Source organism: Paraburkholderia translucens (assembly GCF_020881035.1).
In the GTDB taxonomy this organism is placed as follows: Bacteria; Pseudomonadota; Gammaproteobacteria; order Burkholderiales; family Burkholderiaceae; genus Paraburkholderia; species Paraburkholderia translucens.
In genome coordinates this window covers 230,120-245,112 of sequence record NZ_JAJITC010000004.1, presented here as the reverse complement: position 1 = coordinate 245,112, position 14,993 = coordinate 230,120, and the positions used below count along the sequence as shown (strand labels likewise).

Here is a 14,993-nt window from a genome sequence, read left to right as displayed (position 1 = left end):
TGAAATGGTGCTCACGCCCATGGCAGACGAAAGGTTCGCCAATAGCTGCCGTAAAGTCTGATGCGCGTCAGTCCGATTCAATAAACGACCCTCAAGCCCGGACACTGCTGCCGCGTCTGATACGCGGGACCGGTGGCGCTTTTAACCTGGAGATAACATGGCATCTGTCACTGTGACTACGTCGGAAGAACTAAAGGCAGCTCAAGAGGCTAAGGTCGATGAGATTCTCGTTACCGGTGAACTTGCTGGTAAGCTGAAGAGCGCGAGGACCGTTGCGACTTTGGGCCCGGCGGCAATAGCCGCGCTTAGCGTCATTGCCCTGACTGCCATTCCCTCGGGTGGCCTCTCTACGATGGGTCTCGTCCCCGTAGCCGCTCTTACTGGAATGGAGATATCTGCGATTATTTTCGTAGCGTTTATGGGAATCACATCAATCATCGCTCTGTTCAAGGACTACGATGTGGAGTTCACGACGAAAGGCGCTAAGTACAAGAAAAGGCGTTGACCGATAGCCAAGCTGTGCGCACCGGCTAGGAAGGCGTCCCGTCGTCTTCGCTTAATTGTCGCGAGTTCTACGCCTACGGATTGTGGGTACTGGGCCCAGATTCAAGCTGACTATCGCAAGTTCGTCCGGATGTTTGGCGCGACGATGAGCATCAGGGAGTTTGCGCGACTTTTTTTCGAGCGCGCCGAGGGAAACAAAGCGAAGATTCCGAAAGCTACCAGCGCCCGTTGCCGGAGCTGATGTGCAGGAGAAACACCAAGCCGCACAGAGATAGGACCACCGTCAGCATTCGGGACCCAAGGAGATAGCGCCGTGCCCGCTTCTGCAGGTCCGCCTGTTCAGGATTATTCCGAAGGCCATCCAGTACTGCACTGAACTCCGAGAATCCGCGTCGCGCGGGTGAGGTGCGGTCGATTTTCCAGGTCTTGAGCCAGCAAATTGCATTCGCAAGTTGCTCGGGAGTCAATTCGCGGGCATTCAGGTAAATGACTGACGCGAGTCTTGCCAGCGCGGTGGAATCCGTTGGAACGTCCTCGCGCGGCATGCCTTCGTGGTCGAGCAGCGGTCGAAACCCATCGCGACGCTCCTCGCGATACTCCCAGGTCGACATCACATCCTCGGTGCTCATTGCAGCCTCCGCTGTTGCAGAAGTGGCCGTCGCGACGTTCTAGCTCTTTGCTCCAGCGGACCGTCACCAGTCGCCACTAGCGCTGATTCGTCCGTCACTGTGCCGGCCGCGCTGCTTGCCGTCAACCAGCAGCGTCTTCGTGTCGCTCACCACAACGTACTGCACCCGCTGGGTAGCCGCCACGATGCCATATGACATGCCGTGACGAACAAGGTGCCGTCTCTGGCCTCGACCGTATCGCCGCGAGCTATGCCTTGCAGTTCTTGCCCATCAGTGCCGCCTCGCTCTTGCCAGACGGTAACGAACTGCTCACCGACGTGCCCGACGTCCCGACTGCGTGCTGCACAACGTTTCGCAGTCGCTCATGCAGATGCTAGCGAGAAGCGCGACTGCCCGGTAGGGATTTCATACACACTGCCCCTATATCGAAATATGCGAACATCCGACCAACGCGATGCTCGCGAAGTATATGCTGCGCACGGTGCCGTCACGTTTTCACCCATAACGACGCATCGCGAGATGTCTTCAACTCAATCTAGCGCGACAGCGAAATGATGCATTGGACATGAAATTTCGCTTTCGTCATGCTTACAGATGGCCGCGCCTGCGTGACCCTCGCGGCTTCAACGACTTGACACATTCATGAAGATGCGCAACGGCCTGTTGGCAACGGATGGACCGCGGCCGCCTAAGGAGATGGTTGACCGACAACGTTTGGACCAGGGAGTAAAATTACCCTCGATGCGACCTGCTGCACCCGGTTTTAAGTATTCGATGCGTTGCGCAGTTGCGGTCGAGCTTACCAAAGTCAATGACTCCGAGCACGTGAGCCATCAAGCACTATCCTCCTTCACCTGGTCGGGTGGGGCTGCGCGGCTGATTACATGCATTCAGCGTTCGGTCGCTGCATCCCGCGGGGCGCCGTACCATGACGCCTCGATTGCATACGGAAGTCAATCAAAGCAGCCGTTATGGCGGAAGCCTAAGCGAAGAGCACGGCCAGTACCAATCCCGACACATTTCTAACTCCAAGAGCGGAACGGTCTTCCCGCAAAATCTCTCCGCTCGAGATGGTCAAGTTGCTCGGCGAGCAAGACAACATTCGCTAGGACTTGTTGAATCACTCAACCATATGGCAATGAAATGGGCGAGAACTTCGAGCAAGACTATCAAGATTGGGACAAATTTCTTCAGGAATGGCCGCTTGAGCGGTTGCGCTCGATGTCCATTCACGACTACACGAAAGCAGGGTCCAAAGACTCCTTCGTTTACTGGCTAGAAATCAGACTCGGGAACCTTGGAAATATATCGGGTGGCTCAGGCTTCAAGTTCGGCGTTTATGCCCGTGCGAACAAGTTGGAGAAGGAATCTGGGCGAGGACTTGCCTATTCCGACGAGTTTGGCTGGTATCAGAGTTTCGGACAAACAGCCGACGAAGCATTCCACAAAGTGAGGTCGATAGTCGTCCGAATAGCTGAGGCTGCGGCGGCCGGCGACCTCGATGCAATCGACGCAGCGGACTTGGGTGACGTTGTCAAGTGGAAGATTGCGTTTCACTATCAGGACCGGGCGCAACCGATGATTGTGAATGTTTTTAAGCCCCTCATGTTGCGTGCCTTCCTCGGAGCAACCGAGCACCAGAAATCGATGCCATTGTTGTACCGGCAGGTACTCCAGCGGATGCAGCCGAATGAAGGCATTCTTGAATTCGGAGCTCGTGTATGGCCTCGCTGGGCGAAAAAGAAAATCGCTATATGGAGGTTGTCCCATGACCCCGACATTTTTCCGCCGTCCGAACTCGAAGTCTTAACTAGACAGCACGTGGTTGCTCTGCCCGATAAAGCCGGAGAGAAGGAGGCGGAGCGTTTTCGCAAGGCGCCAAATGGTGCCCTGTTTTACCTATGCCAAGGACACGACGTTCGGCTTCTGGGGCGTCTTGATTCCGGGGTGTCGGAGACTGCACACGAAATTGGTCCGTTGCTGAAACGTCGATACGAAGTGCTCAGCGTTCCACACGACCGTGGTTCGCCTGACGGCAATTCAAAAGTCTGGACGTTGCGCAGCCAGTCCGCGTTTCAGCAGGTTCCAGAATACAAACTTCTCGAATTCGAGGAGCAGGTCCTTCGTCCATATTTTGGTCTGGACCTAGAGGAATTGGCAACGCTGGAGCCGATGCCCGACGATTCAGTTGCGAGTCACGACGCTACAGCCGCACAAGTTGTTGACGAACCACGTACCCAGGGGGCAGCCGGACCTCTTAACCGCATACTTTTCGGTCCGCCGGGGACGGGCAAGACCTATCGTTCGGTTGCTGAGGCCGTATCAATTATCGAGGGAGCCCAGGTTAGCCGTTTAATGGAGCCCGGGGAATACCCTTCAACGAAGCAACGCTTCGACTCGTATAGAGCGGACGGACAGATTGAATTCGTTACGTTTCATCCTTCGTATGCGTATCAGGACTTCGTCGAAGGAATTCGGCCGCAGCCGACTGCCGAGGGTGGTCTGAGCTACGACGTCGACCCAGGAGTCTTCCGACGCATTGCAGAACGAGCGCGTAACAATTGGGAAGCGTCACGTCGGTCGGTTGATGCAACAACAAGCGACCGCGAACGATTCGAACGGGCATACCGTCAGTTGCTGACCGACATTGATGAGTCAGAGGAAGGCTTTGTGAAGGCGACGTTGTTCCGAGGCAACGAATGCGAAGTCAAGGTCGGACCGAAGGAGCGGAGCCTGACAGTTCTCGTTCCGAGACAGGGTTCCCCATGCACGCTGCCTAAGCACCACCTGTACGGCCTCTGGACCCGGCGCTCAGAAATAGTAACGCCAGTCGATGTCCGACTTTCCGCGCAGTCATTCTTCTGGGCGGTTCTCAGACTGATGGAGAATATCGACGCAAGACTGGGCATGCCGCCAGAACACAAGGAGTCGCTAGCGCGGTTTGTGCTTGTTGTCGATGAAATAAACAGAGGGAATATCGCCAAGACCTTTGGAGAGCTCATCACCCTCATTGAAGACGACAAACGGCTAGGGGCGGCCAACGAGTTGACGGCGCGATTGCCGTATTCTCCGGACGAGCGGCCGTTCGGTCTTCCACCAAATTTGTACCTCGTCGGCACTATGAATACCGCCGACCGCTCCATCGCGCTGATTGATACTGCGCTGCGTCGACGCTTTCATTTCATAGAGCTGACCCCTGACGCGTCAGTGCTAGAGGAATTGCCAGGATGCGAAATCAGCCTACGCACGCTTTTGACTGTGCTCAATGACCGAATTGAGTATCTCTTCGACCGCGAGCATGCTATCGGACACGCATACCTGTGTGGCATCAATAATTTTCCGACGTTGGCGGAGCGTTTGAAACACAAGATTGTTCCGCTGCTACAGGAGTACTTTCACGATGACTGGTCCAAGATTCGGATGGTGTTCAACGACGGCGGCCATAAGGCCAGTCACCTGCACGTAATCCGCGAACAGCAGACGGATGCCGAACTCTTTGGCGCCAGCTTCACTGGCATCGAGCAAAGGCCTCGCTATTCTGTCGCTGACACCATTACCCCTGAGATGGTCCGCTCCATCTACGAATGAATATCCTGAGCGTTCGCGAGTACGACACACTGCCGGTCGTCGAGACGCTCGACCAATCGGACGCGCGAGCGCTGACACATCGTGAACTCGATGCGCTGGACGCGGTCGGGTCTCGGCTTGGCATCCGTATTGCGGAGCAGATTTCTCGGCGACAGGTTCGGTTTCAACAGTACGTCGGTCTCGTGATGGTTGACGGTCGTATCATCGAGCTGTTGCCGAAAATCGAGTCCGACAAAGGGGAACAGGTGCCGTCAATGGTTCGCCATAACCTCTTGCGCATGTTACTGACGGCCTTCGATACTAACGTACACGTGCCGGACACAACGAACTCACAAGAGACGCGCGGCGGCTGGCTCGACGTTTTTATACGGGTTTACTGTGAGGCACTGTCGGTACAGGTTCGCAAGGGCATCGTCAAACGGTACAGACTGGAGCAGGACAATTTATTCGCGGTCCGGGGACAGGTGCTGCTTGGCGAGCAGATTGCGCGCAATCTGGTTCACCAGGAACGCATTGTCTGCGAATTTGACGAACTGGATACCGACCATGAGCTGAATCAGTCTCTGAAGCTTGCCCTGTCGAAGATGACGCTGTGCTGCTTTCGGGCTTCCACGCAAAGAAAGGTGCGGGAGCTACTTGCCAACTTTGAGTCGGTCTCGCGCCGCGCAGCGGCAGACAGATGGTGGGATGCAATCGAACTTGACAGGCTGAGTGCCCGATACCAGGGCGTTTTAAGGATGACGCAATTCTTCCTGAACGGCTTCAGTCCAGACATCATCGGAGGCGGTGCAGCCTCGATGGCGTTGGTCTTTGACATGAGCGTGCTCTTCGAACGGTACATCGGACGCGTTGCAAGAATGGAATTATCACGCATAGGGCTTCAAGTTCATCTGCAACAAGCGAAGCATTACCTCACGCGCTGGTGCGATTCCGGACAACAGACCTTCCTGCTCAGGCCGGACATTGTCGTAACCCGGGCGCACCGCACAGTGTGCATCGCGGACACGAAGTGGAAAAGACTGACCCTCGACGAAAGGAGAATGGGGATATCGCAGTCCGATTTGTATCAGATGCTTGCTTACGCCGACCGTTATTCGTGCGACCGCATCGTGCTCCTGTATCCATTCGAGCGATTCGGCGACCCGGCTGTTCCGGCGAGTCGCTTGCTCGCGTTCGAGGAACGAAAAACCAGGGTATTGATTGGGCAAGTGATGTTGAGTGACCTTGAGACGGTGCCTGGCCAACTTCGAACTCTTCTTTCATCGATTGTGGAGGAAATGGGGTGAGATGACTGAGCCTGCCCACAAGATTAAAACTTCTGCTGAGCAGGTACCTTTGCGAAAACAGAGTTCATCGATGTGTTCGGAACGCCTGTCGGCGCAGTCACGTCTGGCATCAGCGAAAACATTGCCCGCGGAGCTGACTACATATGGACAGGCCGCCGAGACTACAACCAGTTCATCGATGAGCATCGCGCTCTCTGGAATCTCGAAGAAAGCAAATACAAGACTCGCTTCACGCCCAGAACGTTGGTGTTCGCGGACGGAACTAACCCGGAACTCCACTGTGGCGAGCTTGGTGCGTCAAAGCCGGGCGAAACGCGAAGCGGCCACGCGGAGCACTGTTCCTTGAATTCCTACAGTCGTACCATAACCATGTGCGTGGACCGAAAACTTGCATCGAGTCTCAGAAGGAGGAGTCGTGAAACTGAAGTTTTGGAAGAAATCGCTTCCACAACGAGAAGCGGTGCATGCGGTTGAATTTGAATGGCCGGTGCAGATTAATCAATCGATTAGACTCCTTTTGGGTATGTACGTCCACCGAGATATCCCGCCATTCTCCGACTGGAAGCCGACCGATGTTGAACTAGACCACCAGGTGGAGTCGGTTGCTCAAATCGCTGCGAATGGCTATCAACTGTGGGTCTGGTTCCTGATGATTCGTCAGAAGTTCGGGGTCGCTTCCTCGGAGATGGCTCGCACAGCATATTGCATCCATGCCGACGAACTGGATAAAGGGCTCAGTGACATCTTCGAAACACTTCTCGCCGCTGTTGATAGGGCTATTTCCGTGTATGAAGCTACCCCTGAGGAAAAGCTACGCATCAATCCCGACGGACAGTCTGCGGAGCTGATGCCCGAATATTTCATTGCATTGGAATTTCTCTGTAACGGAGCAGATTCGCCGTTTTTTGGCCAAAACGCGCAGGATATACAAGACGAAGACTGGAAAGTAACTCGATGCGTACAATATGCAACGAAGAACGCTTATCCCTTGTTCTCAAAAATGATAGATGCTCTGAGCGATTTCGATGCCAACTCACTTGACTGGAAATGGCGCGCTCAACCAGGAGCATTTGAGAGGCATCTCCAGCGCAGGTACGAGAATGTACTCTTTGCCCCGTACCGCCGAGTCGTATTAGGTAGTGAAGTGCTCGCGGCTCGAATGAAGGATGACGCGAGAATACAGAGGTGCGCCTCAGAACTGTCTTCTATCAGTCAACAATTCTACGGACAAGGCGATTTCCCTCCAGACTGGCACCATTTTCTAAATGGTACGCGCGAGCGATTGGACGCTTTGTATGAGCGCCTGCTGTGCGTCGGCGGCGATACGTCTGTCCTTAGGCAGACTATTGCTAACCTTAGAGTCAAGGTGATGGAGTTGTGGCGGACAATGCTGCAGAACGACTCCGACGGTCTCGAAACGCTCGAACGAGCCGAGATGATGCAAGCTGGTCGACATTCAACGCTTTTCGCATCTGACTGGATGTGTCAGCAGAGAGAAATTGAAGGTGAACCGGCGATTCCTGTCGATGAGCTTGTTCAGGCGTTATTAACGGAAACCCCTGACGAGATTGCCAAGACGGTGTACGCATACTCAATGGAACCGTCGCTGCACGAGAGTCTCGAGAAGATGCGGGATGCAGCACGACAACTGGTCGCTGACGTACGGGCATCAGGAAATCAAGTTCCGGGGATTAAGGATAAGCTTCGTGCACTTACAGGCTCTGAGTCGTAAGCCCTTGCGGTGTTGCGTGGAGTGTCGGAGCAGCGCGACCTCGGTCGTCATCAAAGGTCGCTTCGCCGAGCGGCAACAATAGGTCATGGCACCAGTCGGCTATCGTGTAAAAGCGTAGACCTGTTCGGCGAGCGGGGAACTGCAACCAGAATCATTGCCGCGCTGGAGAACTGACTCACCATGCGCGCCGCCTTTGGTCGAGTGCTCAGGACAGCCTTCGAGCCCAGACCGACGACGGAGTAGACCGAACCGACGTTGACCATGTGGAGCAGTCCCAGGCCACAATCTGGCCGTAAGCTGACCAGCCGGCATGCCCATCACGAGGGCAATGAACACGACGATGCCTTCGCGCACTGCTGCCTCGATGAACTCAGTTAGCGATTCGTTTTTGCGGAGCACGCGTTCGGCCGCCATCCGAAGCTCCGGGTCGATACGTAGTTGGGGGCATGGTCCTAGGCTCCATAGTGAGGCGCGTCATCACAGAGGTTGTCCGACCTTGAATACAGTCTCGCTCAGCCTCGAAATCATCGCTACGGCTGCTCCCAGGTTACGGGGATGATGAGTTGCAGCTCTTGCATGCGCCTACCCGGTTACTGTCCACCCAGCTGGGCTCGCAGGATTTTGCATACAATCGCCACAGCATCATCGTCGGGCGCGTAGCTAACGCGCTCGGTGTCCCATCTGGGCTTCCGGCTGACGACGCTCGCTAAGGCGACGCCGTTGTGTGCATACACGTCCAGCCGTACCAACGGCTTGACCTCGGATTCCGCGTTCGCTCTGCGACCGATAAAAAAGTGAAACAGTCGCCGCGCGGGCGCGGCGTGTCGCGCTTGGCCGCATACATCTCCAGCAGCCTCAGTGACTCCTCGAGCGGGAAAAAAGCGCTCCGCCATACGGCGCGATACTGCCCTCAAGAACGCATATTTGCGCAAGCGTTGTTAAGTCTCCGAAAAAATCGCCGTCGTACACCGACACTGTGAGAAAGGGGTCATCGTCGTTTGCCATGATTGGTCCCTCGGCCGGTAATCGTCGGCCAGGTTGTCTGCAATTCGCAGCGCAGTGCGATACGCCTTTCAAGGCTGCTCCCGACCCATGAACAACCGAGCTACCTGATCGCCGAGCGCGTCGATAGTATCCGGCACATCGAACACACCTTTTGCCACGCCGATGCGTTTCCCTGCATGGACCGTGTCCATCGGCACCAATTTGGCCGCCGGACGACCACGCCGGGCAATAACGATTTCGCGCTCCTGCCCCGCTTCGATAGCTACTATAAGACGAGAGAGCATCGTCTTCGCTTGTGACACGTTCACAGTTTTCACTGTGTGCTCCTAGACAGAGACGTCGAATTACTTGGGGCTATCGTTATCTTCCGTATGCGAGCCAAGAAACATTCCATCGCTACGTGCGCGCAGCTTTCTGGTTGCAGTCAATTTTTTGATACGTGCACGCGAAACGAATAGAGGACGCGCAGCTTCTGGCAGTGTCAAGAGCTTTGTGCTCTTCATTGTGGAAGTCCTGCGGCGAATAGCTTGCGAGCAACTTCCAGCACATCATCTCCCTCATTGACCGCAATCGGAGCGTGGCGCCAACGAGGCAAACCGCCGCGCACGATTGTCGCCACGGCCCCTCGCTTCGTAAGCTCAACGTCACACCGCATCGCGAGCAGCTGGCCGCTGTGCACAAACAGTGTGAGCGTGTCTGCATGTGGGTACGGACCAGCCGGCTGCACATGTTGCAACGCCTTCGCGGTGCACTCCCACAAGAGTTCGCCCCGGATGCCTTCGTACGTTCCTGTGCACACAAGAGGCATCGACGTCGCAAGGTCGTGCGCAAGATATGCCCCGGCGTGCACCAACACGGTCGTTCCGGGTAGTTGGGGCAAATTGCGTGGGTCTTGTGGCATCTACATGCCTCACAAATTATCGCGCGCCACTCAGGTTGGCTCGCAGGATTTTGCACACAATCGCCACAGCATCATCGTCGGGCGCGTAGCTAACGCGCTCGGTATCCCATCTGGGCTTCCGGCTGACGACGCTCGCTACGGCGAGGCCGTTGTGCGCATACACGTCCAGCCGTACCAACGGCTTGACCTCGGATTTCGAGCTGCCTTTGCGACCGATAAAAACGGTGAAACAGTCGCCGCGCGGACGCGGCGTGTCCCGCTCGGCCGCACACATCTCCAGCAGCCTCAGTGACTCCTCGAGCGGGGAAAAAAGCGCTCCGCTATACGGCGCGATACTGCCCTCAAGAACGCATATTTGCGCAAGCGTTGTTAAGTCTCCGAAAAAATCGCCGTCGTACACCGACACTGTTAGCAAGGGGGCATCGTCGTTTGCCATGATTGGTTCCTCGGCCGGTACTCGTCGGCCACGTTGACTGCAATTCGCAGCGCAGTGCGATACGCCTTTCAAGACTGCTCCCGACTCGTGAACAACCGAGCCACCTCGTCGTTGTGCGCGTCGATGGTATCCGGCACATCGAACACATCTTTTGCCACGCCAATGCGCTTCCCTTGAGGGACCGTGTCTATCGGCACCAATTTGGCCGCTGGACGACCATTAGCGCTTCCAAAGATGGGCGATGACTTGCTTCGCCACGTCAAGAAAGGTCTTGTGCTTGTCGGCCGGGACCGTCTCCGAGTCGAGCGCGGTCCCGGGAGCAGCTACGATGCGGACGCGAATGTACTCACCATCTACGAGGATTTGCACGCAAGCCTCTGGTGTCGGCGTAGCATCTCCAGCTGTTTGTCGCTCAACAAAAAGCGTAAATTGCCGAAAATCGGGGTACGGGCCAAGTGGCCATTGGTATCCGTGCACGTGGAGCGCCTCTGACGCGCGTTCCCATAACGGCCGACGGGGGTCGATTTCCGCTAGCGCCGTGTACAGCGGGTCAACATCTTTTGGCTCGGTTTCGTGTTCGCCTTCGTACATCTTGACGGAAGTGCGCGACCACTCTGCGGCCCAAGCCTCAGCTAGACGACTGAGCAAATTGAAATCATCGTCGCTCTCGAGCATGTCGAGCGGACGGCGGTCACCAAGGCTCCCACGCCTCGACGACAAAAAATCTAGCCGAGCCCCAGGCGGAGCAGGAACGATGATTCTGCAGATTGCCTGCAATCTTTTGCGGTCAACATTGGGGTCTGCAAGCAATGCGGGGTAGTACTGCAAGTCGTCGACCTCAATAGCGAAGACGCTGCCTTCTGCGAGCAATTTGCCGAGACGACGTAGGCTCAAGTCGAGACGTTGGCGGAAATCGGCCTCTGTAATCAGGTCGCCATTCGCAATCATCTCGCGCCGAGAAATCAAGGCCTGCTGCCAAAGGTTCTCACGCAGGATTTCCTCGCCGACGTCTTCTCCGGCCTCGAGGTACGCCTCGAGGACAATGCCTTCTAAACGAGCAATCACCTCATCGGGGAGCTTTTGGAACCTAGCGCGGTCCGCTGTCGGTAGTCGGAATCCGTTCGCGGCGATTTTGCGCACAAGCGCCGATGCTTCGAATTTCGGGAGGTCGAGTTCTGCGTCGACGTTGCGCATCGCAATGTCCCAACCGGTTCTAGCCATCGAAAGCTCCCAGTTTTGAAGACAGGATGTAGTTTCAACGCAACCTTTCGTCGAGACGAGCACACTCTCTGTCACCTCGATGGCTCCTGGTACACGGTACATAGCGCACCATGTCCGCCAGACATAGGAGGCGTCCTCATGATGCCCGGCAGGGCCGACGAGTCGGTACGTGCGACCAGTTTCGGTTACGGCAGTGCGGGACACCGTATCAAACGACCTAACCGCGGAGGAAACTCGGCCCGTCATGGTGTTGGGCCTAATCCCAACCAGATGGAACTCATCTCCAGTACGCCAGATTGACCACAAAGCAAGGTCGATTTCCGGTTCCACGCTGACGGGCGCTGCTCGCCAGATAGCCATGGCGCCTCCAATATCACGATTCAACTCTCACTTGACGCATCACTGCGGGCCGCCGTTGACGGTCGAGCGACCTGCCTGCAAGGACTGCGGGAAAGTAGTGTTTGTCGCCAATCGGCATTGAAAATAACTCGCCGTGCCGCAGCAAGTACAGTAGGCGCCTACGCGAGATGCAGGCCTTCCCGCAAAACCTTTCGGTTGATAAAAGCTCGCCGTTGAGCACAAGTCGTCGTCGCCTTAGACGCTCGAAAAACTCCCGTCGGCCGACGGGCGGCGCTCACATATCCAGGCGTCTTCTGCGATGAGCACGTTGTTGACCTCTTCTGCATCGCTGACATCGGAATTCGGCGCTAGGTAAAGGGCAACCGCGTCGAGGTAGGCGTCTTGCAGACAGCGCAGCACGTCCCTCACTTTCACAATTGCGCCTCCTTCCTATATGGCCGCCACAACCAGCCAAGATTGCAGGCGGTCACTATTCGCACGCGTGCTCCAGCCAAATTCGCAGCCGTCTGCGCATGATGGAGTCGTCGAGTGCGGCTTCTGAATCTGTGCACAGGTAATGCTCTGCATAGCGGGGCACCGTCCACGCTCCGTCATCCACCGCTAGCCAATTTGTGAGACGACGCTCCGTTGAGTAGACGATGGTGGACAACGTCTTGGACTTAATGTTCTCGACCATGCGGGAGCGCGTCGTATCCACGACCCTTTGCCGCAGTTCGTCTGGTAACAGTGCAATTGTCTTTTCAGCGCCTAAGGTGCGCAGCAAGGTAGTCGTGAGGATGATTTGTACCTGAGGCCAAGGTGCGATGATGTCCTCGAGGAAAAAGGCGAATTCCAGCGGCGTGTGACCTGAATCCAGTGTCACAATACCTTCGTCGTCTACAAGGCCGTGACCAATGTGGAGTACGCCCCCAAAACTCAAGAAGAGCGTTGGAACGAATGAGGATAGGTCCCGTTCAAACTCGTACGTCATCGTCATCTCCCTGAACTGTATCGCCCTCCGGACTGATGCCGCCGCAGACCGCGCGCTAGTTTCTTGGCAATCCCGTTCAGCGCATGAGCTGGGACCGTGAAAAGTCTCGGAACCCGCGACAGCCTTTGCCGTTCCGGGATTGACAGCTGGGCGCATGATTCAGCCTTAGCGACCGCCGCCTAGGAAGTGCTCCCGGTCGTGAGGATAGGCGCAGCCGGGTTGGGGGTCGGTCGAGCCATATAGTCTGTGGCGGAAGAAGGTTCCGGCGGGCTCCGGTATTTCACCTAGCCACACGTAACGGACCCCGTCGCCGCTCACGTGCACTTGTACCACTGGAAGCGTAGGTCGCGCCGGCAGCACCTCCGCTCCATTATTTAGTGCAACAGCAATGCCGCGTGCGACGAGGTCCCAAACGCTGGCCGACCATCTGGGGTACCCGCGAACGAGCGCGACGTCGCCAACCTCCCCGAGGAGTTCCTCACTCAGGGTGGCCTGGTAGTCGGCGAACGCGCCGTCATGGACCCTGCCGATGCTGGCGGTCGCAATGGTCCTCCTTCGTTGTTCGTGGCCGCCGGGCCAAAGCTCTACGGTGATGCGAAGCATGCTGCGCTCCCTTTCGCTCGATGCAGTGAGGCTGCTACGACAGCTCGACAATGGTCTTCCTGCGGATGCTCTTCGCAAGCGTGCAGGCGGTCTTGATTGGCACTGCTGGCAGCTCGGGGCTCGCAGCGATAACCCATGCCGCAAGCAACTCGGCCGTTCGCAACTGTTCACCACTTCCCTTGATAGCCGACAGGCCGATTGCGATGACCTCAGGCGTCGGATGACACAAGTCTTCGATGTGACATCCTTGCACTTCGGCGACCTCCGCGCAGCAAAGATAGACGCAGTCGAAACAGCACTTGAAGCGGCTGTGCGTCGACAGGTTCCCGTTGAGAGCGTCTCGTAGATACGCCGTGCTTGCCACAATGCGCGGTCTCCGCCGCTCGACCTCGCTAGGCCGCTCCCGTATCAGTCGACCAATCAGATAGCCAGTGACTGCGCATGCGGCCAGGAGGCCGAGGAGACTCAGAGCATGGGAGAATTCCACAGTCTTTCCACAGTCGAGCCGCAGCTTCGTGAAGGCGGGCCAATCCCGCGGCGAAGAGCTTCCGCACGTTCTTGTCGCCACTACGCCCCGTGTAATCAAGCCATCGCTGCCACCATTGGTTCACCATCCTTGCCCATTGGTAGGCGTCTTCACGGCTTGACGTGCGGTGGAGGTGCCCATACATCAGGCAAGGCGGCCGACGAGACGCCAAGGTCGACATCGAGCGGGTAGTGCCGAAGAAGATGCTCGGCCCTCGTCTGCACGAGCCCCTTCACCGAGATTTCGCCCGCTTCAGCAAGCGTATTCAGGAATTCCCGCGTGTCAATGACGGCCTTGGTGCGCTCAACGGGGGTGGTCATGGTCGCTCTCCAGTGGTGCAGCCTCGTCGCACCTTTCCGTACAGTCGAGCATGTCCTCTGCCACCTCGTGGCTCTCTGGACGCGAGGACCGCGGTTCCCGTCGCGCAGCCGAAGGTTCCCCAAATCCGCATAGGACTCGTCTCAGCGAGCCTTGCGGCATTTGCCCGCGGGGGCGCCATCGGCATTGGGCGCTTGCGGACACCCGGCAACTTCCACTTCTCACCCCTCGACGCGCTGGTGGTGCCGACGTCGATGCAAATGCAAGTGATTTCCCCGGGGGAAAACGCCCGGACATAAGTGAAATAAAAGTTTCACTTCTATTCTAGGTCAACAGCGGGGAGCCGCAAGAAGAAAAATTAGGGCTGCACCGGCTAGCGGATTTGGGGCACGCTTGCCCGTCCCGCCTCAATCAGGTCCTCTGCGTCGATATAGCGCTCGAGGCTTGTGCTCCCGAGCGCAGCCAGACACTGCAGCGCAAGAGCGAGGGATAGTGAGCCATCAGAGATGTGAGTCACGAGAGTCTTCTCTGAGATGCCGTTGCCAAACCGGCGGAGGCGCTGCGCTAGTTCGTCGGGAGTAACCCAAGGTTGCTGGCCCAACTCGGCGGACAGGACCGCAGCAGCCCGTCGCCCCCAGTGCCTCTCTGTGCGCATGGCTACCGACCAAAGGGCGGGCGGTCGAGCTGAGGAGATATCGATGATGTGAAGTAGCAACTCAAGCTTCGCGGTACCGCGAGTCACCTTGAGAATAAGCGAGCGCTCGGTTTCAGTGTGCCCGAGGCCGACCAAGGACGTTGCAAGTTGCGCGTACGTCAGGTCCTTGCGCGCAAGCGCAACACGCAGCACGCGCGTTGCCAGACGGGTCCAGGGGGTTGAAGCCTCCACGAAGGGCAGTCCTTGAATTCTTTGCTGA

General features: G+C 56.8%; 14 protein-coding genes. 4 read left to right on the top strand and 10 right to left on the bottom strand.

Translation table 11 applies throughout. The features are described 5' to 3' along the window. Positions 1-157: 157 nt before the first annotated feature. The gene (locus LJ655_RS08980; RefSeq protein ID WP_230560899.1) at positions 158-505 is read left to right on the top strand and encodes a hypothetical protein; all 348 of its coding nucleotides are present in this window, start codon (positions 158-160) and stop codon (positions 503-505) included. 214 nt (positions 506-719) lie between these two features. Here the strand turns inward: LJ655_RS08980 and LJ655_RS08975 are convergent, their stop codons facing one another. Beyond that, the gene (locus LJ655_RS08975; protein ID WP_230560898.1) at positions 720-1,133 is read right to left on the bottom strand and encodes a hypothetical protein; all 414 of its coding nucleotides are present in this window, start codon (positions 1,131-1,133) and stop codon (positions 720-722) included. 1,143 nt (positions 1,134-2,276) lie between these two features. Here LJ655_RS08975 and LJ655_RS08970 point away from each other — a divergent pair. The 3 genes from LJ655_RS08970 to LJ655_RS08960 all read left to right on the top strand — a co-directional run bounded on the left by LJ655_RS08970 (position 2,277) and on the right by LJ655_RS08960 (position 7,739). Then, the gene (locus LJ655_RS08970) at positions 2,277-4,721 is read left to right on the top strand and encodes an McrB family protein (protein WP_230560897.1); all 2,445 of its coding nucleotides are present in this window, start codon (positions 2,277-2,279) and stop codon (positions 4,719-4,721) included. Continuing rightward, on the top strand, positions 4,718-6,007 hold the full coding sequence (locus LJ655_RS08965) for an McrC family protein (protein ID WP_230560896.1): 1,290 nt from the start codon (positions 4,718-4,720) through the stop codon (positions 6,005-6,007). Before LJ655_RS08970 ends, LJ655_RS08965 begins: the two co-directional genes overlap by 4 nt. Positions 6,008-6,422: 415 nt before the next feature. Continuing rightward, positions 6,423-7,739: a hypothetical protein gene (locus LJ655_RS08960; protein WP_230560895.1), complete on the top strand. Its 1,317-nt coding sequence runs from the start codon at positions 6,423-6,425 to the stop codon at positions 7,737-7,739. A 99-nt stretch (positions 7,740-7,838) separates the two neighbouring features. Here the strand turns inward: LJ655_RS08960 and LJ655_RS30185 are convergent, their stop codons facing one another. The 9 genes from LJ655_RS30185 to LJ655_RS30330 all read right to left on the bottom strand — a co-directional run bounded on the left by LJ655_RS30185 (position 7,839) and on the right by LJ655_RS30330 (position 14,965). Beyond that, complete coding sequence (locus tag LJ655_RS30185; protein WP_329959691.1) at positions 7,839-8,171, bottom strand: YlcI/YnfO family protein; 333 nt, start codon at positions 8,169-8,171, stop codon at positions 7,839-7,841. Between the two features lie 641 nt (positions 8,172-8,812). Further along, positions 8,813-9,061 carry a type II toxin-antitoxin system Phd/YefM family antitoxin gene (locus tag LJ655_RS08955; RefSeq protein ID WP_230560894.1) on the bottom strand — a complete coding sequence of 83 codons (249 nt, stop codon included), beginning with the start codon at positions 9,059-9,061 and terminating at the stop codon, positions 8,813-8,815. A gap of 600 nt (positions 9,062-9,661) precedes the next feature. After that, positions 9,662-10,081, bottom strand: a complete 420-nt coding sequence (locus LJ655_RS08950; RefSeq protein ID WP_230560893.1) for a hypothetical protein — start codon at positions 10,079-10,081, stop codon at positions 9,662-9,664. Between the two features lie 219 nt (positions 10,082-10,300). Next, positions 10,301-11,302: a hypothetical protein gene (locus LJ655_RS08945; protein ID WP_230560892.1), complete on the bottom strand. Its 1,002-nt coding sequence runs from the start codon at positions 11,300-11,302 to the stop codon at positions 10,301-10,303. 594 nt (positions 11,303-11,896) lie between these two features. Further along, positions 11,897-12,076: a hypothetical protein gene (locus LJ655_RS08940; protein ID WP_230560891.1), complete on the bottom strand. Its 180-nt coding sequence runs from the start codon at positions 12,074-12,076 to the stop codon at positions 11,897-11,899. Between the two features lie 55 nt (positions 12,077-12,131). Then, the gene (locus LJ655_RS08935) at positions 12,132-12,632 is read right to left on the bottom strand and encodes an HAD domain-containing protein (RefSeq protein WP_230560890.1); all 501 of its coding nucleotides are present in this window, start codon (positions 12,630-12,632) and stop codon (positions 12,132-12,134) included. Between the two features lie 637 nt (positions 12,633-13,269). Next, positions 13,270-13,722, bottom strand: coding sequence for a hypothetical protein (locus tag LJ655_RS08925; RefSeq protein ID WP_230560888.1), 453 nt, complete (start codon positions 13,720-13,722; stop codon positions 13,270-13,272). A 149-nt stretch (positions 13,723-13,871) separates the two neighbouring features. Beyond that, on the bottom strand, positions 13,872-14,081 hold the full coding sequence (locus LJ655_RS08920) for a BPSL0761 family protein (protein WP_230560887.1): 210 nt from the start codon (positions 14,079-14,081) through the stop codon (positions 13,872-13,874). Positions 14,082-14,452: 371 nt separating this feature from the next. Then, entirely contained in the window at positions 14,453-14,965 is a 513-nt protein-coding gene (locus LJ655_RS30330) for a DUF6471 domain-containing protein (protein ID WP_425605785.1), read from the bottom strand. Positions 14,966-14,993: the final 28 nt, after the last annotated feature.